Origin of the sequence: Streptomyces sp. NK08204, from assembly GCF_020400585.1 — a bacterium.
Taxonomy (GTDB): domain Bacteria; phylum Actinomycetota; class Actinomycetes; order Streptomycetales; family Streptomycetaceae; genus Streptomyces.
Map to the genome: position 1 here is coordinate 1 of NZ_JAINVF010000029.1, position 25,441 is coordinate 25,441.

The window sequence follows — 25,441 nt, forward strand, 5'->3', positions numbered from 1 at the left end:
GCGTACGCGGCTGGCTCCCACCTCCCCCGGAGCCTGGGGTACGGAAAGGTCGTTCACTGTGGTCACGGCGTGTCCCTCCCTCGTGGTCGGCCCGGAGAATCGATACGCCACGCACGAGAAACCGCCTGGGCGGTTCGCGCACGCGGGAGTACGGGCCGTACACAAATCAGTGCCATGGACGCTGGCGGCTCTACCGCCAGTTGTACGGGGAGCGGTAGGCGGCACGCGCCCGCTCAGGGCGCCACTGCGGGACGGCGGGGGTCGGCCCCGCGCCCGCGGCTTCGCCCTGGGCGGCCAGCAACGAGAGCAGCACAAGGGTGACAGCGGCCAGTTCCTCGTTCGTGGCCCGGCCCCGGTCGACCCGGATCACAGCGTGCGCACTGCTCGTCGGGCCGGCTCCCCCGCCGTCGAACCTTCGGTCCGTATCCCCCATGCCGCCTCCTCCATTCGGCAACCGTCCGGCATGGCGCTCAAGAGGAGCTTTCGGCCCGCTGGAAGAGCGCTGGGTTCAGTGCACGCCCTCATGCTGCCGGGCCCCGTGCGTCACCGCCGCCAGGACACGGTCGGGGTACGCCGCCAGCCAGGGCAGGACGAGGGACCAGAACCGCGCCACGCGGTCCACCGAGGGCCACTCCGCGTCCACCATGGAGATCACCTCGAACCCGACCGTGGCCGCGACGATCGCCGTGGTCGCGTCGTCGGCCGAGACGTCCTGCGCCAACTCCCCCGCTTCCTGGGCCTGCAGGACCAGTTCGTGCACGAAGGCGCGCCACCAGCGCAGCATCTCCGCGTCGCTCTTACGGGACGGGTCGCCGCTCAGCTTGAACCCGGCCCGGACCACCGGGTCTTCGGCAGCGGCGACCAGCAGGCCGAACACCGTACGGACCAGCGACTGCAGGGGTGATCCAGCGGTCCTGCGGTTTCCCTCGGCCATCTGCTGCACGGAGTCCGCCGCCGCGGACTCCACCTCCCTGGCCAGGTCGTCCTTGCCTGCGAAGTGGAAGTGCAGGGCACCGGCACTCACCCCGGCCCGTTGGCTGATCACGGAGAGCGAGGCCAGGGCATACCCATCGGCGGCGAACACCTCGGCGGCAGCGCGGATCAGAGTCTGACGCGTCCGCACCGCCCGCTCTTGCTTGGCCATCACGCCTCCTTTACGTGGCCCCGGATCTTAGCAAACCGCACGCTTGGTATGTTTATCAGATCAGAGGCGCCCTTCGGCATGCGTCGCGCGCTCCTCCACCAGACCTCCGCACACACCGGACAACGCCTCAACCTGCCGGAACACGAAAGGACTCCGCCGCCCGGGCCAGGACGGCGGAGTCACGTCGGTCGGTTTGGCCCAGGTGCAACCGGCACGACGGTCTGACTCCGCGGAGGAGCCGCCGGACGGCGGCCTGCACGAGCCGGTCCGGCGGCGTCAGTCCGCCGGGGTCAGGATCACCGGCAGCTCGCGGTGGCTGTTCATCAGGAAGGTCGGCATGGGCTGCAGTTCCTCCGGGGAGCAGGCCAGCCGCATCCGCGGGAAGCGCGCGAACAGCGCGTCGAGGGCCTCGGTCGCCTCCACCTCGGCGAGCGGGGCGCCCATGCAGCGGTGCGTGCCGTACCCGAAGCCGATGCTGCTCTTCTCACGGTCCGTGCGCAGCAGGTCGAAGCGGTCGGCGTGCTCGCCGTAGCGTTCGGGGTCCAGGCCGCTGGCGGAGAAGTTGACGATGATCGGGTCGCCCTTGCGGATCGCCACGCCGTCCAGGTCGATGTCCTCCACGGCGAACCGCATCGGCGCGTAGGCGACGGGGGTGTGCGCCCGCATGGTCTCGGCGCACACGTCCAGCCAGGTCGCCCGGCCCGCTCGGACGTGCTCCAGCTGGTCGGGATGGCGCAGCAGTTCCGCGAGGGCGTTGGTGATCAGGGCCGCGGTGGTGTCCTGCCCACCGGCGACCATGAGGAAGAGGGTGCCGAACAGCTCCTCCTCGCTCAGCCGGTCTCCCTGGTCGCGTGCCTCGATCAGCGAGGAGGTCAGGTCGTCACCGGGCTCGGCCCGTCGCAACGCCACGTGCTCGGCCAGCAGCATGAACGCCTGCATCCGCGCGGCCTCCACCTCCTGGGCGGGGATGCTGGTACTGAAGACCTTGCTCAGCGCCTCGCACAGGGCTTTCGTCTTCTCCCCCTGCGGGATGCCGAACAGTTCGCAGATGACCCGCATGGGCAGCAGCTCGGCGAACAAGGACCGCAGATCGACCGGCGTGCCGGCCGGGGTGGCGGCGAGCTTGCCCACGAGCTCGGCCGTGATCTCGGCGACCCGGGGACGCATTTCCGCGGCCCGGCGCGCGGTGAACGCCCCGTTGACCAGCCGGCGCAGCCGGGCGTGGCTGTCGCCGTAGGCGAACAGCATGTTCTCGTTGGCCACCCACGGATACAGCGGCCAGTCCTCGGTGATCTTCCCCTCGATGAAGGCGGGCCAGTGCCGGCGAGCGTCTCTGGAGACCCTCGGATCGGTCAGCAGCTGCTCGATGTGGCCCTGCTTGAGAACAGCCCAGGCGATGACGCCTCCCGGCAACTCGACCTGCACGGCAGGGCCCCGGGCCCGCAGCATCGCCGATTCGCCCGGCAGGTCGCGCCCCATCGCGTCCAGGGCGTAAGGGCATGAAGTCGTATCCATTGTCGTTCTCCTGGGTCTTGGTCCTGCACACATTGCGTTGCACTGCGCCCAGGGGAGGGGTCCCCCGCCCTCCCCTCCTGGGGCGTGCGGAACACACGCCCCCAACGACTGTTCACTTGTCGTGCTGTGCCATCGTCCCTACGGCCCGGTGCGGCCAGGACGTCAGCCGGTGGTGCCGGCCGCTTCGACAGCCTCGCCGCTCTCGTCGGACTCACTGTCCGCGCGCAGCTTCAGCGCGGCCTCGTACACCCGAGCCCCCCGGTCGGCGGCCGTGTCGAGCTGCATGAGCACCCCCGGGACCGCGACGCTGGCCATCAGGTGCCGGTAGAGGTCCGACACACGCTGCGGCAGGTCGGCATGATTCGTCATGATCTTCGACAGCATTTGTACGCCGGTGAACGCCCCGACGAACATCCGGGCCGCGGCCGTCACATCGACATGGGGCAGCAGCTCCCCGTTCTCCTTGGCCATGCTGAGGAGGTCGATGTCGCGCTGGATCCAGCCGCTCATCGGCACCTGCCGGTCCAGGCCGTCGTTCGGCGCCCCCTGATCCACCGTCAGGCGGATACTGCCCTGCACCACCGGGTCACCCATGGCCAGCATATGGGCGAGCATGAACGCCTCGTCCATGCCGTACTGGAGTATCAGCTCCTGCTCGGGCACGGCGGGAATCGCGGCGAGCTGACCGGACAGGACTGCCTGGGCCAGCTCCTCCTTCGAGGCGAAATGGAAGTACAGGGCACCTTTGGTGACATCGGCGCGGTGGAGGATCTCAGAGATCGTCGCCGCCTCGTATCCCACCTCGGCAAAGACCGCGGCGGCTGCGACAAGGATGGCCCGCCTCGTCCTGATGGCCCGTTCTTGCAACGCCACGGCCCACACACCTCCGCGCCTATCTCCTGTAGAAAAAAAATAAACCGTCAGGTTTGTATTCTGCCACCCCTCCGTCACGCCCTCAACCATCGCCGTGACATTTGTCCCTATATGTCTCCTTTGGTGGTTATAGGCGAGCAATGAAGAGTTGAATTCTGCTTGAAGAAAACCACATGCTCGGTATTTTTTCGCTAGAGCGGCAATATATCCTTCGGGAAGGCCTGGAGCGGCGGGGGACGGAATTGGATATTCCGCTCGTGACCCGCTCGGAACTACTTCGAGAATGAATCGTTTGAGGCTTGCGCTTTGCCCTCTTTTTACTTGATAAGAAAACCGGTAGGTCCGTATCTTTTGGGCTGCACATCTTCGGATCTGCGACAACGGGGAGAGAGGGTCATGGCCCTTCTGACAGTCCGGCCCGGCACGCGTACCGCCGCGCCTGACGACGCGGACGACGGGCCGGGCCCCCGGTCACAGACTTCGCACACGACAGCGCGAGGGATACCGGGGGGAGTGGAAGCGGAAGACGCAGCACCCGCCGGGGAACTGGCACGGCTCCTCTTCGGTCAGGGCGTCGAACGCGAGGAGATCCACGGCAGATGGCGCCGGCTGATCGCCCATGAGACCTTCCGGCACACCCCGGACCGCTCCCCCGCCCAGCAGGCGGCCCAGGCCTACGACTGGCTGCGGCTGCTGAACGACAACCTCGCGGACCCCCTGAGCCTCGCCGGGGACCCTGAGTTGCTGGCGAGCCTGCACGAGTGGGCAGCCATCGTGGACGGCGGCGGGAGCCTGTGCACGGTGGCGAGCATCCACTACAACCTGTTCCTCGGCAGCCTGCTCGACCATGAGGCCGATGCCCGCCGGGACCTGTCCGAGTTCACCTCACTGCGCCGCATCGGCACGTTCCTGTGCACCGAGGTGGACCACGGCAACGACAGTTCGACGCTGGAGACCACCGCCGAGCTGGACCGGGAGACCGGGGAGTTCATCCTCCACACGCCGCATCCGGGCGCGCAGAAGTTCATGCCCAACACCAGCACCACCGGCGGCCCCAAGACCGCCGTGGTCGCCGCCCGGCTCGTCGTGGACGGCCAGGACCAGGGCGTGTTCCTGTTCCTGACCCCGCTGAGCGATGAACGGGGGCTGTTGCCCGGCGTCAAGGTGCGCAGGCTGCCCCTGCGGCAGGGCGCGCCCGTCGACCACTGCGTCACCGCTTTCGACCGGGTACGGCTGCCCCGCGAGGCCCTGCTGGAGGCGGAACACGGCCGGCTCGGCCGCGATGGCACCCTCGCCAGCAACGTGGGCAATCGCCGCAAGCGGTTCCTGCAGTCCATCGGCCGGGTCACCATGGGCAAGCTGTGCATGAGCGGCGCGGCCGTCGGCGCCTCCCGGGCCGCGCTGGCCATCGCCGTCCGCTACGGCCAGCACCGCGAGGTGGGCGGGCCGAAGGCGGGCGAGCGCATCCCGGTCAACAGCCACCGGACCCACCACAGCCGACTGCTCAAGTCCCTGGCCATGGCGTACGCCACGACGTTCCTGCACCGCTCGGCCGTCACCGCCTGGGCCCAGCACACCGAGGAGAACCGCTCGGACGTGGAGCGCCTGGTGGCCGTCACCAAGGGGTGGATCACCTGGCAGGCCCGCTCCATCACCGCCGAGGCCCGCGAACGCTGCGGCGCCCAGGGCCTGTTCGCGGTCAACGCGCTGATCGGGTTCCCCGAGTACGTCGAGGGGACCATCACCGCCGAGGGTGACAACCTGCTGATCTGGTCCAAGGCGGCAGCGGAGCTGCTGTTCGGCCACGAGGCCGCTTCCGGTACGGCCGAGCCGGCCGGGCCGGAAGCGCTGGCCGACCCCAGGTATCTACGCGGGTTGCTCTCCAGGGTCGAGGCCGTCTGGCAGGCACGGGCCCGGGTCGCCCTGCGCCGCGGCCCCTCCAAGGACCCGGTGGCCCGCTGGAACAAGTCGTCCACGGCGGCCATGGAGATGGTCGCCGTGCACGCCCCGCTGCGGGCGGCGGAGGTCTTCATCGAGGCGGCCGAGCGGGCGACGCACCCGGAGGCCCGGAGTCTGCTGGAGAAGCTGTGCGCGCTCTTCCTTCTGGACCAGCTGGCCGGGCGCACCGGTGACCTGCTGGCCGAGGGGCACATGAGCGCCGAGCAGGTCCGCGAGCTGCCGTTCGTCCTGGACGACCTCATGGACGATCTGGCCCCGCACATGACGACCCTGGTCGCCGCCTTCGACCTGCCCGACGAGTACCTGTCGGCCATACCGATCGCCAACAGCGGCAGCGTCAGCCTGGCCGACTACGCGGGCGCCACCGAGTACACGGGCTTCGCGTACTGAGCGCCCTTCCCTCACGGGGCCTCTCCATTACGGCGTAATAGCTCGGACAGCTCGCGGCCCGTCGGCCGCTCCCGGGGGCTATTACGCCGTAATGGCCCCCGCCGGCGCCGGCCGCGTCCTGCGCACGGGGACCGCTTCGCCTACAGCCGCAGGGGCAGTTCCTGCGCCGACGAGGAGCACGTCCCGCCCTCGGAACGTTCCGTCTTGCGTCCTTTGCTGCCCGGGGCGAGCGTCCGCGGGTCGACTGCCTCGGCCGGCGCGCCGGTCGCGTACAGCCCGCCGGGCGCGGTGTCGCGGTCGTGCGGCAGCAGCCAGAACACGCGGCGGCGGAACGTACCGGAGGACCGGGACGGCTTGGCGTGCGGTCCGAGCTGGGCGTAGCCGACCATCCGGCCGTCGCGGTGATAGGCGGGCTTGCCCCGGCGCGTGGGCAGCCGGTCCAGGCTCTGCCGTACGTAGTCCAGCCGGCCGACGTCCTCGAGCCAGACGATCTCGGCCTCGTGGGCGATCTCGGCCTCTTCTATGAGGGCGCTCATGATGTCTCCTCGTCGGCAACCAGTCCGATGCCCGGGTAGTACTTACGCTGGTTGGACAGGATCATGTCCTTCGGAGACGCCAGCCCCACCACTTCACGCACCCGCGCCGCGAAGGCCCGGGACGAGACCGCCGGAGCCCCTTCCTCATTCTGACACCACGTCTTGTAGGCCGCGTAGAGCTGTGTCTGCTCCGCGCGGAAGTCGGGCCCGATCTGGCATGACTCGGAGAGGAATCTGCCGGTGTGGTCCTCGGTCTCCGCGTATGCCGTGGTGGCGATCCGTACCCGCTCCGGTCCGGTGAGGTCCTTGTCCCCTCTCAGGTAGCGGCGGGCGCCCTGGATCAGCCAGTTGAGGATGCCGGGGCCCTCCTCGGTGACGAGGATGTCCGCCAGGTTGTCGATCTTGCGGTCGTCGGAGACCACCCGCTCGAACGGGATGAGCCGCATCCGGCGCCAGAACGCGAAGCCTCCGGTGCCCACTTCGGGCCGGTGGTTGCCCAGCAGCCACAGTTTGTGCGTGGGCTGGAAGCTGAAGAAGTCCTGCCGCATCCGGCGCGCCTTGATACGGTCGCCGCCGGTCAGCAGCTTCACCCTGGCCTCGTCGAACCGGTCCCCCGGCTTGACCTCACTGCACACGATGACCCGCCGCCCGTGCAGCTCGGCCAGGTCGGTGGGGTGGCCTTCGTACGAGCGCGCCATCAGGAAGCCGGGCGGGGCCGCGTCGGCGTAGTCGCCGACGAGCTTCATCAACACGTCCAGCAGCACCGACTTGCCGTTCTTGCCGGATCCGAACAGGAACGGCATCACCTGTCCGCCGACGTCGCCGGTGATGGAGTAGCCCAGCAGCAGCTGCAGAAAGCCGATCATCTCGGCGCCCTCGGGCCCCTCGCCGAAGGTGTCCGTCAAGAACCGGTCCCACAGCGGTGTGGGCACCGGCTCGGGGGCGGCGGTGGTGGAACGCGAATGGAAGTCCTTGTCCGGGTCGGGGCTGCGCACCAGCCCGGTCCGCAGGTCCACGATGCCCGCCGGCGTGCACAGCGCGTACGGGTCGGCGTCCAGCCGTGCCGCGTTGAGGACCATGCCGGGGGCCGCTTTGGCCTGCACGAGCAGGGCGTTGAGGCCGCTGGTGCTCAGCGTGCGGCGCCGGTGCTGCTGGAGGGCCACGGAGGTGTGCACGCCGTTCGGATCCCTGGTGGCGATCGACTCCGCCATGTCGCCCGCGGCCCACAGCACGGTGTCGTCCTCGTCCATCTGCCAGCGGGTGCCGTCCCAGCGGTACCAGCCGAGCCCCGGCACATGCCGGTAGTCGTTGGCGTACAGCTTCACGAACAGCTTGGCGTTGCCGCGGTCGCTGAGGGTGTCGGGCACCAGCCCGTCGGCGGTGGCCTGCCCGTCCCCGCCGTTCGGATCCGACGCACGCACGACGTCGTCCGCCCGCGGCCCGCAGGCCTGCTGGGGCAGCTGGGCCTGCTGCTCGGCCAGGATCCGGGCGGCGATCGCCCGGGGGTCGAAAAGTGTGTCGCCGTCGGTGACTTCCTCGGGCACCTCGTCGTCGGGCGTCATACGGCCCCTCCCGGTCTGAAGGGGCGTGTCCGCCCGGCACTGAGCCCGCTGCGGATGATGGCGCCGCAGCGCCGCTGCTGCCCCGGCCGGGCGTGCTCGGCGGCCTCGGTCAGCACCTGCTCGGCCTCGGCCTCGCTCAACTGCCCGGCGGCGACCAGCCCTCCGGCGGTGTAGGCGGCCCGGTTGAGCTTCTCCGAGAAGGCGGCTCCTTCGGGTACGGCGGCACAGGCGGTCACCTCCACCAGTACGGCGTTCAGGGCACGCCTGGCGGCGGAACCGGCACCCCTGGCCTCGAGGACGGCCTGCCGGGCGCGGGGCGGCACCGGCCGGGGCCGGGGCAGCGCGGCGGGCAGATGCCCGGTGCGTTCGAGCTCGCCGGCCAGCCAGGGGGGCAGCGGAGCGGGTTCACGTCCGGCCTCGAGGGGCTCGTACATGCCCGCCTCGGTGACGGTGCCGGGCGCGACGATGTAGCCGCCGTGTGCCCGTACGTCGACCTGCCAGGCCAGCGAACGGCCGCCGCCCGAGCCGGTGGAGCACTGCCAGCGCTGCCCGCGGGGGGCCCGGTACCAGACGTGCAGCCCGCCCGACGGCGTACGCACGCGCAGGGTGCCCTCGTCGTCCGCGGGGCTGTCCGCGCCGCGCAGAGCGGCCAGTACGGCGATCGTGTGGAAGCCGTTGGCGAGCCCGGTCAGATCGACGGCGGCGGGGATGCTGATGCCCGGCAGCAGCCGGTCCCGTTCGGGCAGTTGGTCCGTGTGGGCGTCGATGTCGATGACGACCAGCCCAGCCGGGCCGCAGGCGACGCCGACGCCGAAGCCGGGGTTGGCGCCCCACCACTGCTCGATCCTGACCGGGTCGAGGGTGGCGGCCCGAAACCCGTGGCACCAGCGCCCGGCGGACGGGCACGCGCACTCCCGGTAACTGTGCCCCGGCTCCCGGCACTCCTCGCAGTTACCCGCGGGCGTCTTGCGCCCGGGCGCCAGCGGGTGCACCGGCCATCCCTGCCCGGCACACCACCGCGCGGTGGCCAGGGCCCGCCCGGGGACGTGCCGCGCGGGATGCGGCTGCCGTGAGTCGCTGCGCGAAACCCACAGCTCACGCACCATGCGCATTCCCCCACCAGCGACCGAAGCGACTCAACGTTTGGGACAGGCTAGCGAACCAGAGGAACTGAAGGGGACACGAGGCGAAGCAAATCAGCTGTGTGTCTCCAGCGATCCACGAGCTACTGAAGCGACCTGACCCCAGCGACTGGAGAAGTTTCAGTCGCTGTCTGAGTAGCTCAACGAACCTGCAGGTCAAAGGGTACGCGCAAGCTGAAACAGCGACTGAAGCGACTCAAGGCCCCTATATATGACGCGCGCACGCGCACGCGCACACGCGCGCTAATGTCTTCATATACCCGAACCTTGAGTCGCTTCGGTCGCTAATCGACCCTCATACCCCGTCTGACCTGTGGTTTTCCTCAGCGACCCAAAGCGACCCACGGAACCTTCGGTCGCTGTTTCTCGGTAGCTGTTCAGTCGCTGCGGCCCGTGAGCCCCCTCCGCGGGCTCACGGAGGTCCCTTCCGAGCGACTCAGACGCAGCGACTGAAGCAACCCTCGGCCGATGCCCGAACGGCCCCTGGAGGGCAGGCCGCTCCCCACAACTTTCCCTAACTAACGTGTCTTGGAAGATTTTGATGACCCGCGTTAGTAAGGTAGCCACATGAGTTCTCCAGCCACCTCCAGCGACCGCGAGAAGGTCGTCTCCAAGCTGCCGGGTCGGCTCCGGCAGGACCTCAAGGTCAGAGCCGCCCAGCACGGGCTCGACATCCAGAGCGCAGTCGAGCAGGGCATCACCGCTTGGTGTGCCCTCGCCTCCGTCCGTGAGGCCGTCGACACCTCGGGCGCCGACTCCTTCTCCACCTTCCTCCCTCACGGCCAGTGGGACGAGTTCAAACGCACCGCGGCCGACCGGGGTGTCTCCCTGATTCAGGGCCTGGCCCAGTCCGTGAAGCTCTGGCTCGACACCAACCCTGCCCCGGACGTCGTACGGCCCGCCGTCACCCGGCGCATCATCGTCTGCAACCAGAAGGGCGGGGTCGGAAAGACCGCCATCACCGCGGGGACCGGCGAGGCGATGGCCGAAGACCCCAACCGGCTCTACCCGGTCCGGGTCGCCAAGCAGCTCGTCGCCGCCCTGCGGGCCGGTGAACAGGCCGATGCCCCGGAACCAGCCGACAACCCGCTGGACATCGAGAACCTCCCCGGCCTCGGCATGCGCGTCCTGCTGGTCGATTTCGACCCGCAGTGCCACCTGACCAACCAACTGGGCGCCGCCCCTCTGCCGATGAACGGCGACAGCCTCACCAACCACATGGCGGGTGACCCGAAGGGCGACCTGCGAGACCTGGTCGTCCCCGTCGACGAGGAAACCTTCAGCGGGCGGTTGCACCTCCTGCCGGGCTGCAACGACGCCTTCCTCCTCGACGTACGCCTGTCCGCCGTGCGGGCCCGGGAAGCCGCGCTGGAGCGCGCCCTTGCCCCGCTCGAGCCCTATTACGACGTAATCATCGTCGACTGCCCTCCCAGCCTCGGCCTGAGCATGGACGCCGCCGCCTATTACGGCCGGCGCCGCAACGGCGAGAAGCCGGGCCAGTCCGGCGCCCTCATCGTCGTCCAGGCCGAGGACAGTTCGGCCGACGCCTACGAGCTGCTCACCACCCAGATCGAGGACCTGCGGGCCGACCTGTCCCTGGAGATCGACTACCTGGGCATCGTCGTCAACCTCTACGACGGCCGCCGTGGTTACATCGCCACCTCCTCCCTGCAGGGCTGGGTGGACATAAAGGATCCGCGTGTCGTGGGCCTCATCGGCGACCTGAAGGAACAAAAAGAAGCCGTTCGCATGAAGCAGCCCCTCCTCTCCTACGCCCCGAAGTCCCAGCAGGCCGTGAGCATGCGCGCCCTCGCCCGGGAGATCTCATGACGAAGAAGGCCGACCAGCTGGGCGCCGGCCGTTTCGGAGCCTCGGCCCGACCCGTCAGCGCCCGCCGCGCCGCCGTGGCAGCAGCCACCGGAGTCCCCACGGACGGAATCGCCCCGCCCACCGAACTCTCGCCCCACCGCATCAGTCCCAACCCCGACAACCCCCGTTCCTCGCTCGGTGACCTCACCGGCCTCGCGGGCAGCCTCGCCACCCATGGCCAGAAGCAGGCCATCACGGTCATGAACCGCGATGCCTACCTGAAGGCGAACCCCGGCCGCGAGGCCGACCTCGAACCGGACACCTATTACGTCGTAATCGACGGCAGCAGCCGTCTGGCCGCAGCCCGGGAAGCCGGACTCGCCACCGTCAAGATCATGGTCAGCGACGACCAGGGCAGCACCTCCGAGGAACTCCTCGAGTCCGCCCTGGTCGCCAACATCCACCGCCAGGACCTCGACGAGCTGGACGAGGCCAGGGCCCTCCAGCGTCTCCTCGCCATCCACGGCAGCCAGACCGCCCTCGCCAAACGCCTCCACCGCTCCCAGGGCTGGGTCTCCCAGCGTCTGGCCCTGCTCAACCTCACCCCGGAACTCCAGTCCCGCATCGGTACGGAGCCGATCGACCTCCTGCGCGCGGTGGGCAACAAGCCGGCCGAACAGCAGGCGAACGTCCTGGAGGACCTGAAGGCCGAACGTGCTCGCAAGGACGCCCAGAAGCAGGCGAGGCAACCCGAGCCCAAACAGGACCCTGAACTCAAGCAGGATCCCGAGCCGCACCGGGCATCCGAGGCCGAGCAGCAGTCGGCATCCGAGGCCGAGCACCATGACGAGTCCGAGCCCCATTACGACGTAATAGAGGAGACTCCCCCACAGCCCCTCTCTCCCCGCCAGGCACCACCTCCCCCGCAGGAGGCACCTGCGGCACACGAGGCCCCGGTTCCTCGAGAAAGCCCGGTCCCCGAACCCCGGTGTGTGGAGTCACCGTCCACCGGCAACCCTCCGAAACTCCCCTACGACGACGGTGCCTTCCTCGCCATGCACCTCATCCGCAAGATGACGGCCACCGAGTTCGACAAGATGCTCCGCATCCTCAACGAGCACCAGCAGCAACGTCTGATCCCCGTCTCCGCCCCTCCAGGCGCCGACAACTGAACACCCGGCACATGGGCCCCTGTCAGCAATGACAGGGGCCCATGTGCGTGGGTCTCCGTGCTTGCCAACCCTGCCCTACCGAGCTACGTGGCTGATGCCGTCCCTGGTTGCCGGAAACACACGCGCGCCTGATCGTCCGGCATCCCCGCCGTCGTGGCGGGCTTTCGTCGGCTGATGTCAAAGGGGGCCGGAACAGGGTGACTCCACGCTTGACGAAGCCCGGGCAGTGCCCAACTGCCCATGCCCAGCCGCCCCTTCCCCGCACCCAGCAACGGCGTGTTTCCACAGCAAGAGAGGGCGCCGCCCCCAAACCCCTTCTGACCTGCGAAAACGCTCCCTCCTGCCAAGATCTGAGGAACTGCCAGGCAGTTCCTCCAGCAGCACAGGGGGTTCCTGGGAACTGGGCACCACGACTACAGGAACGTGGTAAATGGACTTCACGTTCATCAAGGAGGTTCCCTTGAACCGCCTTTGTACGGGTTCACTCGAGCACTCCTCGAGGGCGGCTGGAGAGGTTCAGCGACACGGTTTGCCAGGCAGGGTTCATCGACTTCCTGTTCATGTACGTTAAGTTCATCAGGTCGGCCTGCGAGGGCCGTCTTCATGAACGCACCAGCAACCAGGCACGGAGGCCCCTGTTGGGAACAGCGCGCAGACTGCTGGACGCCGACACCGGTGAGCTGGTCCCTTATGCGCCGTACGCCTTCTCCGGAAGGCACACTCAGGTCGACAAGGCCCGTGTGGAGGCCATCACCGAGAGCAAGGCCTTCACACCCAGCCAGAAGTTCCTCGTTCTGTGGTGGATCGGCGTATCCCCGGAAGGTATGGAGCCACTCAAGGCCACCGGCGCGGACATCGCCAAGCGGGTCGGCATGTCCACCGACGCGGTAGGGAAGATCAACCGGAAGCTGGCCAAGCACCGCATCCTCATCGTGCGCGGCCGTATCGGTAACTACAACTTCTACCGGATCAGCCCTTACATTGCCTTCCACGGAACGGGAATCGAGCAACGGGAAGCCATCAAGACCTGCAACCCGCCGGACATCCCCGGATTCGACGAGACAACCCCGGCCAGGTGGGAGGCCAAGTGAACAACACCAAGGACATGACCCTCCGCCTGCTGGAGCACACGGCCGGTCTGCCCGCGAACCAGCGACTGATCGTGATGCTCTACGCCGCGCACCCCACCGACCGGGCCGGCACCGTCAGCAAGACGGCCGCCGAGCTGGCCGAGGTGCTCGGTATGTCGCCCACGGTGTTCTCCCGCACCCGCCGCCAGGTCGTCGAGGCCGGCTGGCTGGAGGAGTCCGAGCGCCTGGGCCACATCCGCTACTACCGCCTGAGCCCCAAGGCCACCGGTGAGGAGGTCGTCGTACCCCTGCGCCGAGCCACCTGAGCCGACCTGACGGTCCTGGCTGATGAACATCAGGTCAATCAGCCACGACCGTCAGGACGCCTCGTCTGCTCTCACGTCCATCGCTCCGCGCTGCCCCCTATTACGCCGTAATAGGGGGCAGCGCCGTCCCCGGAGCCATTACGGCGTAATAGGGGAGAGGCTGCCCGACGCCGCCGCACCGGTCTTCCGCATCACCAGCCCCCGCCGTACGGCTCGCGTACTATCCGGGCACGGGCTGCTGGGCGACGGCGACGAGGAATCGGCATGAGTTCTCTCATCACTGACGACGAGATCAGTCACGAAACCGAGCTGGTGTGGCTCGAGGACGTCAGCGAGTTCGACTACGTACGGCAGCGCCTGGACCGCCTTCCCACGCGTCGCGGCAAGCCGCCGTACCACGGCGCCGTCCGGGTCGTCGGGTACGCCCTCCTCGGTCCGCAAGCCAAGCCCTCACGCGCCTCGGGGACGTTCCGCCGCCGCGTCTTCTGGCTCCAGCCGCACGACCGCCCCCTCGACCCAGACGGGCTCTACGCCACCGGAGCCCCCGCGGAGGCGGTCGACCCGAGCACCCTCGCCCCCGGCAGCAGGGGCCGCAAGACCGAGCGTTCCGAGGGCGGCCCCCTGTCCTCGGTCAAACTCCCCGGCTGAACCTCCAGGAAGACATGAGGCCGCTTCGAGCCGCCGAGCCGAGCATGAGGCCAAGGGAACCCCGCGCCGCCGGCCCGGCCGGCCCGTCCATTACGCCGTAATGGACGGGCCGACGTACCGCGGCACGTGCGACGGCAGATGGGGGAGAGGGTGGGGGAGAGGGGAGCAGATTGCGATGCCGGATCTGCCGCGGAACGTCCCCGGAATTCCTCCCCTGTTGCGGGGAGGCCGCAACAGGACCCAGGCCTCCACGGACGGGTCACACGTCATGGCTGCCGCTGACACCACCGACCTGCCGCGCGTGGCGGGCACGGACAAGGGGAGGAATCGCATGGGAACGGTCGTGCTGGCGGTCGAGGTGGTCCGCGACGGTACCGGCGTCCTCGACGTGTCCTGGCAGTCGGCAGGCGCAGGCCCGGTGGAACTGGCGGTAGGGCCGACACCCGAGTCGATCGACCATGAGCATCCGGTGGCCCGCGTCGACGGCGCGACGCGGGTGTCGTTGCCCGAGCTGGGGCCCGGTCGGCACTACGTGTCCGTCGCGCCGGTCGACGGAGGAACCGCGGTGCTCGCCGCCGAGCGGGTGGTGCCGCTGGAGGGCGCGAGCAACTTCCGCGACCTGGGCGGTTATCGCACGAAGGACGGCGGCCGTGTCCGCTGGGGCCTGGTCTTCCGCGCGGACGCGCCCGACCAGTTGACCGCCGCCGACGTCGCCGCGGTCGGCCGGCTCGGCCTTCGGGTGGCGTACGACCTGCGCACCGACGACGAACGCGCCAAGGCGCCCTCCGCACTGCCCGCCGAGGTCCGGCGCGAACTGCTCGCCATCGGCGGCGACGCCTCACGCGCGAACCCGCTCGGCGACCTGTTCCGCAGCGGCCGGTTCGACGCCGTCCCGGACGACTTTCTGCACCGGGTCTACCTGGACATGGGGGAGCAGGACGCGCTCGTCTTCGGCCGGGTCCTCACCGGGCTCGCCGTGCCGGACGGCGCACCCGCGCTGATCCACTGCACCGCGGGCAAGGACCGCACCGGTCTGGCGGCTGCGCTGTTGCTGTCGGTGCTCGGCGTGGACGACGCGACGGTGCTGGACGACTACACGCTGAGCAGGCTCTACTTCACCGAACAGCGCATGGCCCGGCTGTTGCCCAGGCTCGCCGAGATGGGCCTGCCTCCCGAGCGCTACCACACGGTGTTCGGCGCGCCTCGTCATGCGATGGAGACCACGCTGGCCAAGTTGCGCGGGCGCTACGGATCGGTGGAGAACTATCTGATCGGACGCGCCGGCGTGGCGCCCCGGACGATCGCGGCGCTGCGGGCGCGGCTCGTGGTGCCGGCGAACGCGTCGGGGCGCGGCGAGTGCGCCGCGCCCCAAGACGATGGTCAGGCGACGACGCCCCGTCAGACGCGGGCCGCCCAGTCGATCCGGTAGTCAAGTCGTCGCTTCGTCGGGCAAGCCCGTGGCTCCTGCTTGATCTCGCCCCGGAGAACAGAAATGATCACGCCTTCGACAGCGAGGCAGCAGCGGCCCGGTCTGTCGTTGCGGTGGATCGGCTCTGGACGCCGGTCAGCTGACGCTTCGCAGGGCGGCGTGTCGAGGCGTGATGACGTGGGGCAGGATCAGGTGGTCAGGTCTGAGGCCGCGTCGACGAGGGCTTGGAGCAGCCGCTGGGGGTCTTCGGCGATGCGGTTGCAGACGTAGAGCCACCATTCCGTGCCGAAGACGATGTACTCCCGGGTGGGGTGACCGCGCTCGGCCATGGCGGTGAGGCGGTCGGGCCCCAGGCCGAGGAGGGTCTCGAACTCCCAAGGGGCCGAATCGTGGCCCTTCCCGCCGAGGTGCTGGTCAATGCGGTTGATCAGATCCCAGTCATGGGTGGCGAAGGAGCATGGATGGCCCGAATCGGCCAGCTGTTCCGCGTACGCAAGATAGGCGGCGGTCAGGGCCGGGGCCTCGCGCCGGTGGGCGATGGCATCAGGTTCGAGGAAGGCGCCCTTGACCAGGCGGATGCGGCCGGGACGGGAAAGCAGCTCCGGCAGGTCGTCTGCGGTGCGATACAGGCGTGCCTGGACGGTGATGCCCACATGGTCGAACTGCTTGCACAGCCTGCGGTGCAGGGCAAGCACCTCGTCGGTACGGTCGGAGCCTTCAGCCGAGATCACCATCTCCCGCCCGGTGTCGGCGGTGGCCTGGGCGATACGGGAGGCGTTGGCAAGGGCAAGCTCGGCGTCGACGGCGAGGCCGATGTGGGACAGGTCGAGGGAGATCGAGCACCCGGGTGGCAGCAGCCGGGCCGCGGAGAGGAACGTGTCGGTTTCCTCCGTGGCTCGCTGCGGGTCGCGGCAGCTCTCGCCCATGTACTCGACGTTCACACGGTGGCCGACGGCCAGGGTCTGCTGCGCCCGGTCCAGGGCGTCGGGCAGTGTTTCACCGGCCACGTACCGCCGCGCAACTTTGCGGGCCAGAGGGCCCAGGACCGGGTCACCTGGGATGCGCCACTTCAGCTCCTCGTCGAGCGCGAGCCCACGCAGGACTTGGGCAGCCTGTGACGAGAGGGCGGCGTTGGCGGCAGGGGTCTGCGTGATCATGCGCTGTGCCTAGCTTTTCGTGGGACGGAGGAACGCCTGCGAGCCTTCCAGACAGGTGTTACCACCTGGGAGTGGCGGAAATGACAGGTAAGCTGAAATTCCTGCCACCGTCGTAAGAGGGATCGGGAACCGATGCTTCATGACGTCGCCGTCCTGGCTCTCCAGGGTGCCCACGCCTTCGAGCTGGGCGTGTTCTGCGAGGTCTTCGGGATTGACCGCAGCGACGACGCGCTGCCCGTGTACGACTTCGCTCTGGTCTCGGCCACCGGCGACAGTGTGCCGACCCGCCACGGCTTCGAGGTGCGGGCCCGTCACGGCCTGGAGCGGCTGGCCTCGGCGGACCTCATCTGCGTCCCGGCCTACGACCCGCGCGTGAGCCAGCCGGACCGCCTGACCGAGGAACTGCGGGCGGCTGTGAAGCGTGGCGCTCGTGTCCTGAGCATCTGCACCGGGGCCTTCCTCCTGGGCGAGGCCGGGCTGCTCGACGAGCGACGCTGTACCACCCACTGGCGCTACACCGACGAACTCGCCCGCCGCCACCCGCGCGCCCACGTCGAGTCGGACGTGCTCTACGTCGACGAGGACCCGGTCATCACCGGCGCCGGGACCGCCGCCGGCGTCGACACCTGCCTGCACCTCATCCGCAAGGAGCACGGCAGCGCCGTCGCCAACGCGATCGCCCGCCGCATGGTCACACCCCCGCACCGCGACGGCGGCCAGCACCAGTACCGCCGACGCCCGCTCCCCCGGGAGGGGACCGGGTCTCTCGCCCCTGTTCTGGCCTGGGTGGAAGCCAACCTCGACCAGGACCTGACCGTCGACGCCATGGCCCACCGTGCCCACCTCTCGCCACGGACCTTCGCCCGACGCTTCAGGCAGGAGACGGGGACCACTCCGCTGCAATGGCTGACCGGACAGCGGGTCCTGCTCGCGCAGCACCACCTGGAGACCACGGACGACCCGGTAACCGCGATCGCCCACCGCACGGGCTTCGGCACCGTCGACAACCTCCGCCACCACTTCGCCCGACACCTCGGCACGACGCCCCAGGCGTACCGGCGCGCGTTCAGAGTCCTGCCCGCCGGCCGACGGTCCGCGTGAACGGAACCAGGCCGGCAAGGTCGTGCCACGCGTCCACCACGGAGACGAGTTCGCCGGTGTCGGTCGCGGGCGGCGTCGTCATCAGCACGTCGACCGCCACGGCGACCTTCTTCGCCGCCTTCCGCGGCTGGGGCAGTGCCTCGAGCTCGGCGTCGTTGCCCATCCCCTCGGCCCTCGCGAGCGGTTCGGTGGCCATCAGCGCGTGCAGCGGATCGAGCGCGTCGTCCACCGTGGCGGTCTCCAGGTGCCGCACGGCCGCCGGCAGCGTGGCGGTCTGCCGGGGGACCCCAGCCGTCTCAGTGTCGGTGCCTTCGGGGTCAGCCCGTATAGGGCCGGCCCGGTTCCGCGCGGCCGGGACCCGTCCGGCGTCGAGCGCGCCGACGGGTCCCAGGCCCCGCACCTCACGGGCGCGGTCCAGCGCGAGTGCATCGTTCGGCTAGTTCCTCTCCCGTCCGGTCGCGCGGGCATGCGCGATCCGTCCGCCGAACAGGTCGGGCAACGATGCGTCGAGCGCGTAGCGCTCCAGGCAGTCCCGCCAGCCGATGTCGGTGACGTTGTCGAACCCGGCCTCGGCCAGTTCGGCGGCGATCTCGGCCGGGGTGAAGAACGACTGCCATGGCTCGCCCATCCGGGCCATCGCCTCGGCCTGCGCGGCGCGCCCGGGCCTGCGGTGCGGCGGCAGCGCGGCGAGCGGCTGGTTGTAGTCGAATACCAGTTCGGCTGGAGCGGGCAACCCCGCCACGAAGCGTGCCGTGTCCAGCAGCGCTTCCCTGGGCAGATAGGGAACCACCCCCAGCAGCAGGAAGAACGCCGGTGCGTGCCGGTCGAATCCGGCCATGGCGAGCCCCGCTTCCGCGGTCTGCTCGGTGAAGTCGACCGGGCAGAACACGACCGTGTCCGGTACCTCGATGCCGGCCCCGGTGAGCTGCCGGCGTTTCCACGCCTGGGTGGCCGGGTGGTCGACCTCGAACACGCGCAGCGCCGGATTCCGGCTCCGGTAGGCGAAGGTGTCCAGGCCGGCGCCGAGGACGACCACCTGTCTGGTGTGCGCGGCGGCGCGCAGCGCGTCCTCGGCCACCCGGTGGCGCAACGCCATGAACAGCCGGACCTCGGCAGGCATGGCGGGCACGCCGGCCGGCTTCGGGGCGTCGTCGATGCCGCTGATGATGCGCGCGGCCAAGGGGTCGGTGAACACACGTGGTGTGTCCGCGACCTGGTGCACGGCGCGGGCGCGCGCCGAACTCAACGCGGTACGGCTGGGCCGGCCCGTCTGCATCACCTTTTGCCTCCTGTGGTCGTCAAGCGCAGCCGCCGGGCGCAGCTGATCAGCTCCGCCCGCCTGCTGACCCCGAGCTTGACCTTGATCGATGCCCGCTGCGCCTCGATGGTGCGTACCGACAGACCGAGTTCGTCGGCGATCTGCTGGTGGGTCAGGCCGTCGGCGATCAGCCCGAGCACCTCGCGTTCCCGTCTGCTGAGCGCGCCGTCCGGATCGGCGGCCCGGTCGAACAACGCCGCGCCGAGTGCCGGATGGAGGTACCGGCCGCCCGCGGCGAGCGCGTCGACCGCGGCGACGAGTTCCTCTGCGGCGGCGTCCTTGGGAAGAAACCCGTGCGCACCGGCGGCAAGCGAGTCCCGTGCGGAGTCCAGGTCGTTGTGCATGGTCAGGATCAGCACCCGGGTGGCCGGCGACACCGCCCGCACGGTGGGCAGGACGCCGAGACTGAGGGTGCCCAGAAAACTCAGGTCGAGCAGCAGCACCGTGGGGCGGTGCCGGTTCACCTGCTCGACAGTGCCGCGCAGGTCCGCCGCCTCGCCGACGATCCGGTAGCGGTCGTCGGCGAGCAGCGTGCGGATGCCGCAGCGCACCACAGGATGGTCGTCGCAGATCAGAATGGTCGGCCGGCACATCGGGTCTGGCGGCGTCATCGCGGGACTTCCCTCTCCGGTACCGGGTCCCTGGGCAGTACGAGGGTGACGAACGTGCCGGTGCGACCGGACCGGACGGCCAGGTGTCCGCCCGCTTTGCGTGCCTGCGCGTCCATGGCGGTCATCCCGAAGTGGGGGCTGGTGGTGGCCGGAGCGAAGCCGTGCCCGTCGTCGTACACCGAGCACACCAGCCGGTCCCGCCACGCGGCCACGTTCACCCAGGCATGCCGCGCGTCACTGTGTCTGGCCGTGTTGTGCAGCGCTTCCCGCACGATCCGGTAGGCCACCAGGTCGTTTCCCGCCCACCTGCCCGGCGGCGCGGTGCGGTTCTCGACGCACATGCGGATACCCGTGGCCGACTGGAGGTGTTCGGCGGTGGCGGCCAGCGCGCTGGGCAGGTCCGGTTGGGGCGGGGCGGGGAGGGCCGAGCCGCTGATCAGGTGGCGGAGGCCGGCGATCTCGTGGTCCAGCAACAGCTTCAGGTCCGCGCCCAGTTCGCGGGGCAGCGGGCCGTCCTCGGCGAGCGCCTTCTCCAGCCGGATCCGGGCGATGGCGAGGGCCTGCAGCACGCCGTCGTGCAGTTGCTGGGCCAGCGGAGGCAACTCGCCGCTCATCGCACCCCCGGAAAGCGTGCGGCGAACAGGCACACCGCACCGAACCGGACCGTCTCGACGTCGGTGAACCGGGCCTGCAGCTGCTCGTTCAGGTCCTCCAGCCGATCGTCGAGGTTGCTGAACACCTCGCTGCGGTTGAGCTTGGCCAGCAGCTTCGTGGAGCGCTTCGTGTGGTGGGGGCCGTCGCCCAGCACGGTGCTGCCGAAGACCCGCGCGCCGCCTCGCAGGAACGGCACGACGTGGTCGAACACCACCGACTTCTGCCGCATCGAACCGGGCAGGCAGTGCAGCAGGAAGTTCATGCCGACCGAGTCGAACCGCGCGGTGCCCAGGGCGAACGGCTTGTACGCGTCACCGACCAGGGTCTGGGGTCGATACCGTCTGATCCGGTGCGCCGCGGTGGCCAGCACCACCTCGTTCAGGTCCAGCAGGGTGATCGACGGGGATTCCGCCGGAAACCGGCAGTTGTCCAGAAACCAGCCGGTGCCGGGTCCGATATCCAGATGGGCCGCGCTGACCTGCCGGTTGTAATGCGTCAGCATTCGCTTGGGCGGACAACGCCACATGAACCGGCTCACCATGCCGAGTACGAATGTGTCGTAGGCGGCGAGCATCGGACGCCGATAGGGCTCGGCGGCGGCCTGAATACGCGCCTCCGTCGGGTTCGGAAGTTCGGTTTGCTCCTGGTTCGATTCCATGTCCCTCGTCCCGGGTCAGTCGCGGGTCGCGGTGATGAACTGGCCGCCGGTCAGCCGGCCGTCGGGCCGTCCGTACCGTGGCCCCAGTTCGCCGCGCTCGGTGATCTGGAGGGTCCAGCCCTGGCCGGCCACCCAGTCCCGCCCCTGCGGGCCGAGGCCGCCGCGGACCATGGTGCTGATCCGGTCCGCTCCGGGCGTGGTCAGCGCGGCGGCCTTGGCCCTCGGGTCCGGCCCCGGCTTGTCCGCATGCTCGAACACCAGCCTGCTGCCCGGCGCGGACAGCCGTCCGACATCGGTGATCACCTTCCGTGCCTGGTCGGCGGTCAGGTAGGGCAGCACGCCCTCGGCGACCCACGCGGTCGGCCTGCCCGGGTCGAAGGTGCTGCCGGCCAGGCGCGCGGCGAAGTCCTCGCGCAGATCGGCGTGGACGGCGGTGCGCGAGCGGGCGGTGGGCCGCGCACCGGCGTCGGCGAGCACCTTGTCCTTGAAGGCGAACACCGACGGCGTGTCCACCTCGAACACGTCCGCGTCCGGCAGCGGCAGCCGGAATGCGCGTGCGTCCAGACCTGCCCCGAGCAGCACCACCTGTGTGACGCCGTCTGCCGCCGCATCGCACACGAATTCGTCGATGAACCGGGTGCGCACCACCCCCCGGGAGTAGAACAGGTCGACCCAGGCGACCAGCGACGGCCACTCGTCCGCCTCGAGCACCGGCTTGGCCGCGTCGACGAACGCCTGGGCGTACGGGTCGTGGAACATCCGGTCCGCGCGGGAGGATTCCATGGCCCTGGCCATCGCCACCGCGACCGCGGTGATCCCGGCGCCGGCCGGTGCCTTTGCCGGTACTGCTGACGCGTCCATTCTCATCTCCTCGTGCCCGGGGAAATCAATTGAAATCAGTGAAGCATCGCGCCCGAAAAAGCGTCAATGGATTCTGTGGGTCGACGATAAACCCATTCGCGAGGATGGGTCGGCCTCATTCTCGGGTATGAGTCGATTTAGTTCTCTTGGCTGAAGATAATGCGGATGATTTCCGCGTAGCCTGAGCTGCGGGTTCGTTGCCTAAATGCGAAGGGAATGACCGTGTCGGCATTCACAATTAACGAGCTAATGGAGATCCTGGTCGTGAAGGCCGGGCTTCCCCGGTCCGCGGTCACCGACGATCCGAGCGCGACGCTGAGCGACGTCGACCTGGACTCGCTGGCGCACCTGCAGGTCAGGGCGGAGATCGAGGACCGCTACGGGATCGAGCTCGGCGAGGAGTACGCGAACGCGAACTTCGGTGAGCTGGTGAGGCTGGTCAACGAGGGACTGAGCGAGCACGCGCGATGAGCGACGAGCGACGCATCGCGGTCACCGGGATCGGTGTGGTCGCGCCCGGTGGCGCCACGCGAAAGGCGTTCTGGCAGCTGCTCACCGACGGGCGCACCGCGACCCGCCGGATCTCGCTGTTCGACCCGGCGCAGTTCCGCTCCCAACTGGCAGCCGAGGTCGACTTCGACCCGCTCGCCGCGGGCCTGACCCGGCAGGAGGTGTTTCGGAACGACCGGTTCGTCCAGTTCGCGTTGGTCGCCGCCGACGAGGCGATGGCCGACGCGGGCCTGGAGCCGGAGGGCGGACTCGACCATGACCGGATGGCGGTGTGCCTGGGCAGCGCGGTCGGCGCGAGCACCCGCCTCGAGGACGAGTACGTGGTGGTCAGCGACGGCGGCCGTGACTGGCTGGTCGACCCGGAGTTCGGCTCGGGCTTCCTCTACCAGGCGTGGGTGCCCAGCAGCCTGGCCGCCGAGGTCGCCTGCCGGTACGGCGCCAACGGCCCGGCCTCGGTGGTCTCCACCGGCTGCACCTCCGGCATCGACGCGATCGGGCAGGCGTACCAGCTGATCCAGGACGACATGGCCGACATCGTCATCGCCGGCGCGAGCGACGCGCCCATCACGCCGATCTCGATCGCCTGCTTCGACGCCATCGGCGCCACCAGCGCCCGCAACGACGACCCCGAACACGCCTCCCGGCCCTTCGACGCGACCCGCGACGGTTTCGTGATGGGCGAGGGATCGGCCGTGCTCATCCTGGAGGAGTACGAGCACGCCCGGCGGCGCGACGCGCACATCTACGCGGAGATCCTCGGCTACGCCAACCGGTGCAACGCCTTCCACATGACCGGGCTGCGTCCGGACGGCGCCGAGATGGCCGTCGCGATCGGCAGCGCGCTGGCCCAGGCACGGCTGGACCCCACCGCCCTGGACTACGTCAACGCGCACGGCTCGGGCACCAAGCAGAACGACCGGCACGAGACCGCCGCGTTCAAGCAGAGCCTCGGCGCACACGCCTACCGGGTGCCGGTCAGCTCGATCAAATCCATGGTCGGGCACTCGCTGGGTGCGATCGGCTCCATCGAGGTGGCCGCGACCGCCCTGGCCATCGAGCACAACGTGGTGCCGCCCACCGCCAACTACGCCCACCCCGACCCCCAGTGCGACCTGGACTACGTGCCCAACACCGCACGCGACCACCGAGTGGACGTCGCACTGTCGGTCGGCAGCGGGTTCGGCGGATTCCAGTCGGCCATCGTCCTGGCCGGGGTGCGCTGATGGCGGCCGTGATCACCGGTCTGGGCGTGGTCGCCCCGACCGGCATCGGCGCGGCCGAGCACTGGCGCGCGACCCTGGCCGGCGAGCTGGCCGTGCGGCCGATCGAGACGTTCGACACCAGCCGCTACGCCACCACACTGGCCGGCCAGGTGCCAGGATTCGACGTCACCGAGCACGTCCCGGACCGGCTGGCCGTCCAGACCGACCGGTGGACCTGGCTGGCGATAGCCGCCGCCCGCATGGCCCTCGACGACGCCGACTACGACCCCCGCGCCCATGATCCGTACGCCACCTCGGTGCTGCTGGGCAGCGGCTCGGGCGGCAACGAGTTCGGCCAACGCGAGATCCAGGCACTGTGGAGCCGGGGCCGCAAGGCGGTCGGCGCGTACCAGTCCATCGCCTGGTTCTACGCCGCGAGCACCGGGCAAGTGGCCATCCACCACGGCACCAAGGGACCGTGCGGGGTACTGGTCTCCGACGCGGCATCCGGCATCGACAGCCTCGGCTGGGCCGACCGGGCGATCCGGCGCGGCACCGGTGCCGTACTGGCCGGCGGCACCGAGGCCCCGATCGCGCCGTACGCGCTGACCTGCCAGATGGACGGTGGTCACCTGTCCACCGCGACCGACCCGAAGGCCGGCTACAAGCCGTTCGACCGGGCGGCCAACGGGCATCTGCCCGGCGAGGGCGGCGCGGTGCTGGTGGTGGAGGACGAAGCCGCGGCACAGGCCCGGTCCGCGCCCGCCGGCTACGGCGTGATCGCCGGCTATGCGGCCACCCAGGACGCGCACCACTACCGGACGGCCGCGCCGGACGGTCGGCAGTACGCACGGGCGATCGGGTTGGCCCTGCAGCGGGCCGGCGTGCACCCGGACGACGTGGACCTGGTGGTGGCCGACGGCGCCGGCCGCCCGGAGGCCGACGCCGCCGAGGCGAGGGCGCTGTGCTCGGTGTTCGGCCCGCACGCGGTGCCGGTCACCGCGCCGCAGGGCCTCGTCGGCCGGCTCCTGGCCGGCGGCTCGGCGCTCAACGTGGCCACGGCACTGCTCGCGATGCGGGCCGGCGTCATCCCGCCGGTGGGCAATCTCGACGACCCCGATCCGGCATACGGCCTCGACCTGGTGCGCGAACCGCGTGAACGCAGACTCGGCACGGTGCTGGTCACCGCGCGCGGACACGGCGGATTCAACAGTGCGTTGGTGCTGCGCACCTGCATCCGGTGACGCACAGCGCGTCTCGTCCGACGAGGACGCCGAACCGACCGGTCACGAGTTCTCGCGCCCCTGACCGGCGGCGGGACCGTGACACGGCGGTGGCCGCGCGGGTACTTCGGATGTGACCGGGAAGCGGGCTCGCGCGGCCTTGTCTCGTCCGGCCTTCCACGGCGCGAGGTGCCGGGCCCTTCGGTGAGTTGTCGGTGCGGGCGTGGCCGCCGCCCGCCGAAGGCCGGCTGCCCGGGGCGCCAGGCGTGGATCCCGCCGAGCACACGGACGCCGGGCTGCGGCAGTGCGCCCAGCCCGCACTCGTCCTTGGCCAGGATGCCGCCGACCGTTTACCCGGCAGCCAAACACCAGGCCAGCGAGCCCCGTTCCGGGCTGTATCGGAAGCACGGCCACTGCCGAAGCTTGCAGGAGTGGCCGTCTAGCACCACGGCGGACAGTGGCAGGGCGCGCCGATACGCGGCGTAGGTTGCTGCGAACCACAAGGGAGCGAGAAATGCCGGTTACGCCACTGTATAGCAGGGGAGCCGACTGCGAGGAATGCCGTCTGCCC

The 25,441-nt window shown here is 69.8% G+C and carries 25 protein-coding genes; 11 read left to right on the forward strand and 14 right to left on the reverse strand.

Annotated features, from left to right (window positions below; all coding sequences use genetic code 11):
• Window positions 1-190: 190 nt before the first annotated feature.
• The 4 genes from K7G59_RS29870 to K7G59_RS29885 all read right to left on the reverse strand — a co-directional run bounded on the left by K7G59_RS29870 (window position 191) and on the right by K7G59_RS29885 (window position 3,532).
• Window positions 191-433, reverse strand: a complete 243-nt coding sequence (locus K7G59_RS29870; RefSeq protein WP_225839679.1) for an acyl-CoA carboxylase epsilon subunit — start codon at window positions 431-433, stop codon at window positions 191-193.
• A 75-nt stretch (window positions 434-508) separates the two neighbouring features.
• Complete coding sequence (locus K7G59_RS29875; protein WP_225839681.1) at window positions 509-1,144, reverse strand: ScbR family autoregulator-binding transcription factor; 636 nt, start codon at window positions 1,142-1,144, stop codon at window positions 509-511.
• Between the two features lie 276 nt (window positions 1,145-1,420).
• Window positions 1,421-2,659, reverse strand: a complete 1,239-nt coding sequence (locus K7G59_RS29880) for a cytochrome P450 (protein ID WP_225839684.1) — start codon at window positions 2,657-2,659, stop codon at window positions 1,421-1,423.
• Window positions 2,660-2,821: 162 nt separating this feature from the next.
• The gene (locus K7G59_RS29885; protein WP_225839808.1) at window positions 2,822-3,532 is read right to left on the reverse strand and encodes a ScbR family autoregulator-binding transcription factor; all 711 of its coding nucleotides are present in this window, start codon (window positions 3,530-3,532) and stop codon (window positions 2,822-2,824) included.
• A 513-nt stretch (window positions 3,533-4,045) separates the two neighbouring features.
• On the opposite strand from K7G59_RS29885, the gene K7G59_RS29890 reads away from it, so the two are divergent.
• Window positions 4,046-5,881, forward strand: coding sequence for an acyl-CoA dehydrogenase (locus K7G59_RS29890; protein ID WP_225839686.1), 1,836 nt, complete (start codon window positions 4,046-4,048; stop codon window positions 5,879-5,881).
• A gap of 140 nt (window positions 5,882-6,021) precedes the next feature.
• Here the strand turns inward: K7G59_RS29890 and K7G59_RS29895 are convergent, their stop codons facing one another.
• From K7G59_RS29895 to K7G59_RS29905, 3 genes are read right to left on the reverse strand one after another with little or no spacing between them, the layout of a single operon-like run.
• Window positions 6,022-6,417: a DUF6009 family protein gene (locus tag K7G59_RS29895; protein WP_225839688.1), complete on the reverse strand. Its 396-nt coding sequence runs from the start codon at window positions 6,415-6,417 to the stop codon at window positions 6,022-6,024.
• Window positions 6,414-7,979 carry a phage/plasmid primase, P4 family gene (locus K7G59_RS29900; RefSeq protein ID WP_225839693.1) on the reverse strand — a complete coding sequence of 522 codons (1,566 nt, stop codon included), beginning with the start codon at window positions 7,977-7,979 and terminating at the stop codon, window positions 6,414-6,416. Before K7G59_RS29900 ends, K7G59_RS29895 begins: the two co-directional genes overlap by 4 nt.
• Window positions 7,976-9,085 (reverse strand): bifunctional DNA primase/polymerase, encoded by a 1,110-nt coding sequence (locus K7G59_RS29905; RefSeq protein ID WP_225839694.1) that lies wholly within the window; start codon window positions 9,083-9,085, stop codon window positions 7,976-7,978. Before K7G59_RS29905 ends, K7G59_RS29900 begins: the two co-directional genes overlap by 4 nt.
• Window positions 9,086-9,688: 603 nt before the next feature.
• On the opposite strand from K7G59_RS29905, the gene K7G59_RS29910 reads away from it, so the two are divergent.
• The 6 genes from K7G59_RS29910 to K7G59_RS29935 all read left to right on the forward strand — a co-directional run bounded on the left by K7G59_RS29910 (window position 9,689) and on the right by K7G59_RS29935 (window position 15,575).
• Window positions 9,689-10,951 carry an AAA family ATPase gene (locus K7G59_RS29910; protein ID WP_225839698.1) on the forward strand — a complete coding sequence of 421 codons (1,263 nt, stop codon included), beginning with the start codon at window positions 9,689-9,691 and terminating at the stop codon, window positions 10,949-10,951.
• Entirely contained in the window at window positions 10,948-12,102 is a 1,155-nt protein-coding gene (locus K7G59_RS29915; RefSeq protein ID WP_225839701.1) for a ParB/RepB/Spo0J family partition protein, read from the forward strand. Before K7G59_RS29910 ends, K7G59_RS29915 begins: the two co-directional genes overlap by 4 nt.
• Window positions 12,103-12,740: 638 nt before the next feature.
• The gene (locus tag K7G59_RS29920; protein ID WP_225839704.1) at window positions 12,741-13,193 is read left to right on the forward strand and encodes a MarR family transcriptional regulator; all 453 of its coding nucleotides are present in this window, start codon (window positions 12,741-12,743) and stop codon (window positions 13,191-13,193) included.
• Between the two features lie 14 nt (window positions 13,194-13,207).
• Window positions 13,208-13,498 carry a replication initiation protein, RepL2 gene (locus tag K7G59_RS29925; protein WP_225839810.1) on the forward strand — a complete coding sequence of 97 codons (291 nt, stop codon included), beginning with the start codon at window positions 13,208-13,210 and terminating at the stop codon, window positions 13,496-13,498.
• Window positions 13,499-13,762: 264 nt separating this feature from the next.
• A complete protein-coding gene (locus K7G59_RS29930) occupies window positions 13,763-14,146 on the forward strand; it encodes a DUF6009 family protein (RefSeq protein WP_225839707.1) in 384 nt (127 codons plus the stop codon).
• Window positions 14,147-14,414: 268 nt separating this feature from the next.
• Window positions 14,415-15,575, forward strand: a complete 1,161-nt coding sequence (locus K7G59_RS29935; RefSeq protein ID WP_225839709.1) for a tyrosine-protein phosphatase — start codon at window positions 14,415-14,417, stop codon at window positions 15,573-15,575.
• A 188-nt stretch (window positions 15,576-15,763) separates the two neighbouring features.
• Here K7G59_RS29935 and K7G59_RS29940 read toward each other — a convergent pair whose 3' ends face one another.
• The gene (locus K7G59_RS29940; protein ID WP_225839710.1) at window positions 15,764-16,732 is read right to left on the reverse strand and encodes a proline dehydrogenase family protein; all 969 of its coding nucleotides are present in this window, start codon (window positions 16,730-16,732) and stop codon (window positions 15,764-15,766) included.
• 132 nt (window positions 16,733-16,864) lie between these two features.
• On the opposite strand from K7G59_RS29940, the gene K7G59_RS29945 reads away from it, so the two are divergent.
• Window positions 16,865-17,833, forward strand: coding sequence for a GlxA family transcriptional regulator (locus tag K7G59_RS29945; protein ID WP_225839711.1), 969 nt, complete (start codon window positions 16,865-16,867; stop codon window positions 17,831-17,833).
• On the opposite strand, the gene K7G59_RS29950 is transcribed toward K7G59_RS29945, so the two are convergent.
• The 6 genes from K7G59_RS29950 to K7G59_RS29975 all read right to left on the reverse strand — a co-directional run bounded on the left by K7G59_RS29950 (window position 17,799) and on the right by K7G59_RS29975 (window position 21,935).
• Window positions 17,799-18,086: a hypothetical protein gene (locus K7G59_RS29950; protein ID WP_225839712.1), complete on the reverse strand. Its 288-nt coding sequence runs from the start codon at window positions 18,084-18,086 to the stop codon at window positions 17,799-17,801. The two genes, K7G59_RS29945 and K7G59_RS29950, sit on opposite strands and share 35 nt — an antisense overlap.
• 183 nt (window positions 18,087-18,269) lie before the next feature.
• Window positions 18,270-19,109 carry an SAM-dependent methyltransferase gene (locus tag K7G59_RS29955; RefSeq protein ID WP_225839812.1) on the reverse strand — a complete coding sequence of 280 codons (840 nt, stop codon included), beginning with the start codon at window positions 19,107-19,109 and terminating at the stop codon, window positions 18,270-18,272.
• Window positions 19,109-19,762: a response regulator transcription factor gene (locus K7G59_RS29960; protein WP_225839713.1), complete on the reverse strand. Its 654-nt coding sequence runs from the start codon at window positions 19,760-19,762 to the stop codon at window positions 19,109-19,111. Before K7G59_RS29960 ends, K7G59_RS29955 begins: the two co-directional genes overlap by 1 nt.
• The gene (locus K7G59_RS29965; RefSeq protein ID WP_225839714.1) at window positions 19,759-20,376 is read right to left on the reverse strand and encodes a sensor histidine kinase; all 618 of its coding nucleotides are present in this window, start codon (window positions 20,374-20,376) and stop codon (window positions 19,759-19,761) included. Before K7G59_RS29965 ends, K7G59_RS29960 begins: the two co-directional genes overlap by 4 nt.
• Window positions 20,373-21,074, reverse strand: a complete 702-nt coding sequence (locus tag K7G59_RS29970; RefSeq protein WP_225839715.1) for a methyltransferase — start codon at window positions 21,072-21,074, stop codon at window positions 20,373-20,375. The genes K7G59_RS29965 and K7G59_RS29970 overlap by 4 nt, the downstream gene beginning before the upstream one ends.
• A gap of 15 nt (window positions 21,075-21,089) precedes the next feature.
• The gene (locus K7G59_RS29975; protein WP_225839716.1) at window positions 21,090-21,935 is read right to left on the reverse strand and encodes an SAM-dependent methyltransferase; all 846 of its coding nucleotides are present in this window, start codon (window positions 21,933-21,935) and stop codon (window positions 21,090-21,092) included.
• Between the two features lie 249 nt (window positions 21,936-22,184).
• Between K7G59_RS29975 and K7G59_RS29980 the strand changes: the two genes are divergently transcribed.
• Genes K7G59_RS29980 through K7G59_RS29990 form a run of 3 tightly spaced genes read left to right on the forward strand, consistent with a single transcriptional unit; the run spans window position 22,185 to window position 24,891 of the window.
• Entirely contained in the window at window positions 22,185-22,406 is a 222-nt protein-coding gene (locus K7G59_RS29980) for an acyl carrier protein (RefSeq protein ID WP_225839720.1), read from the forward strand.
• Window positions 22,403-23,668 carry a beta-ketoacyl synthase gene (locus K7G59_RS29985; protein WP_225839722.1) on the forward strand — a complete coding sequence of 422 codons (1,266 nt, stop codon included), beginning with the start codon at window positions 22,403-22,405 and terminating at the stop codon, window positions 23,666-23,668. The genes K7G59_RS29980 and K7G59_RS29985 overlap by 4 nt, the downstream gene beginning before the upstream one ends.
• Window positions 23,668-24,891 (forward strand): beta-ketoacyl synthase N-terminal-like domain-containing protein, encoded by a 1,224-nt coding sequence (locus K7G59_RS29990; protein WP_225839724.1) that lies wholly within the window; start codon window positions 23,668-23,670, stop codon window positions 24,889-24,891. Before K7G59_RS29985 ends, K7G59_RS29990 begins: the two co-directional genes overlap by 1 nt.
• Window positions 24,892-25,441: the final 550 nt, after the last annotated feature.

Coding starts and splice junctions, on each gene's coding strand:
- K7G59_RS29915 (WP_225839701.1), top strand. CDS start 10,948: ATGACGAAGAAGGCCGACCAGCTGGGCGCCGGCCGTTTCGGAGCCTCG.
- K7G59_RS29880 (WP_225839684.1), bottom strand. CDS start 2,659: ATGGATACGACTTCATGCCCTTACGCCCTGGACGCGATGGGGCGCGAC.
- K7G59_RS29965 (WP_225839714.1), bottom strand. CDS start 20,376: ATGAGCGGCGAGTTGCCTCCGCTGGCCCAGCAACTGCACGACGGCGTG.
- K7G59_RS29975 (WP_225839716.1), bottom strand. CDS start 21,935: ATGGACGCGTCAGCAGTACCGGCAAAGGCACCGGCCGGCGCCGGGATC.
- K7G59_RS29940 (WP_225839710.1), bottom strand. CDS start 16,732: ATGATCACGCAGACCCCTGCCGCCAACGCCGCCCTCTCGTCACAGGCT.
- K7G59_RS29980 (WP_225839720.1), top strand. CDS start 22,185: ATGGAGATCCTGGTCGTGAAGGCCGGGCTTCCCCGGTCCGCGGTCACC.
- K7G59_RS29955 (WP_225839812.1), bottom strand. CDS start 19,109: ATGCAGACGGGCCGGCCCAGCCGTACCGCGTTGAGTTCGGCGCGCGCC.
- K7G59_RS29935 (WP_225839709.1), top strand. CDS start 14,415: ATGGCTGCCGCTGACACCACCGACCTGCCGCGCGTGGCGGGCACGGAC.
- K7G59_RS29960 (WP_225839713.1), bottom strand. CDS start 19,762: ATGACGCCGCCAGACCCGATGTGCCGGCCGACCATTCTGATCTGCGAC.
- K7G59_RS29925 (WP_225839810.1), top strand. CDS start 13,208: ATGACCCTCCGCCTGCTGGAGCACACGGCCGGTCTGCCCGCGAACCAG.
- K7G59_RS29945 (WP_225839711.1), top strand. CDS start 16,865: ATGCTTCATGACGTCGCCGTCCTGGCTCTCCAGGGTGCCCACGCCTTC.
- K7G59_RS29985 (WP_225839722.1), top strand. CDS start 22,403: ATGAGCGACGAGCGACGCATCGCGGTCACCGGGATCGGTGTGGTCGCG.
- K7G59_RS29905 (WP_225839694.1), bottom strand. CDS start 9,085: ATGGTGCGTGAGCTGTGGGTTTCGCGCAGCGACTCACGGCAGCCGCAT.
- K7G59_RS29990 (WP_225839724.1), top strand. CDS start 23,668: ATGGCGGCCGTGATCACCGGTCTGGGCGTGGTCGCCCCGACCGGCATC.
- K7G59_RS29900 (WP_225839693.1), bottom strand. CDS start 7,979: ATGACGCCCGACGACGAGGTGCCCGAGGAAGTCACCGACGGCGACACA.
- K7G59_RS29930 (WP_225839707.1), top strand. CDS start 13,763: ATGAGTTCTCTCATCACTGACGACGAGATCAGTCACGAAACCGAGCTG.
- K7G59_RS29875 (WP_225839681.1), bottom strand. CDS start 1,144: ATGGCCAAGCAAGAGCGGGCGGTGCGGACGCGTCAGACTCTGATCCGC.
- K7G59_RS29910 (WP_225839698.1), top strand. CDS start 9,689: ATGAGTTCTCCAGCCACCTCCAGCGACCGCGAGAAGGTCGTCTCCAAG.
- K7G59_RS29870 (WP_225839679.1), bottom strand. CDS start 433: ATGGGGGATACGGACCGAAGGTTCGACGGCGGGGGAGCCGGCCCGACG.
- K7G59_RS29970 (WP_225839715.1), bottom strand. CDS start 21,074: ATGGAATCGAACCAGGAGCAAACCGAACTTCCGAACCCGACGGAGGCG.
- K7G59_RS29895 (WP_225839688.1), bottom strand. CDS start 6,417: ATGAGCGCCCTCATAGAAGAGGCCGAGATCGCCCACGAGGCCGAGATC.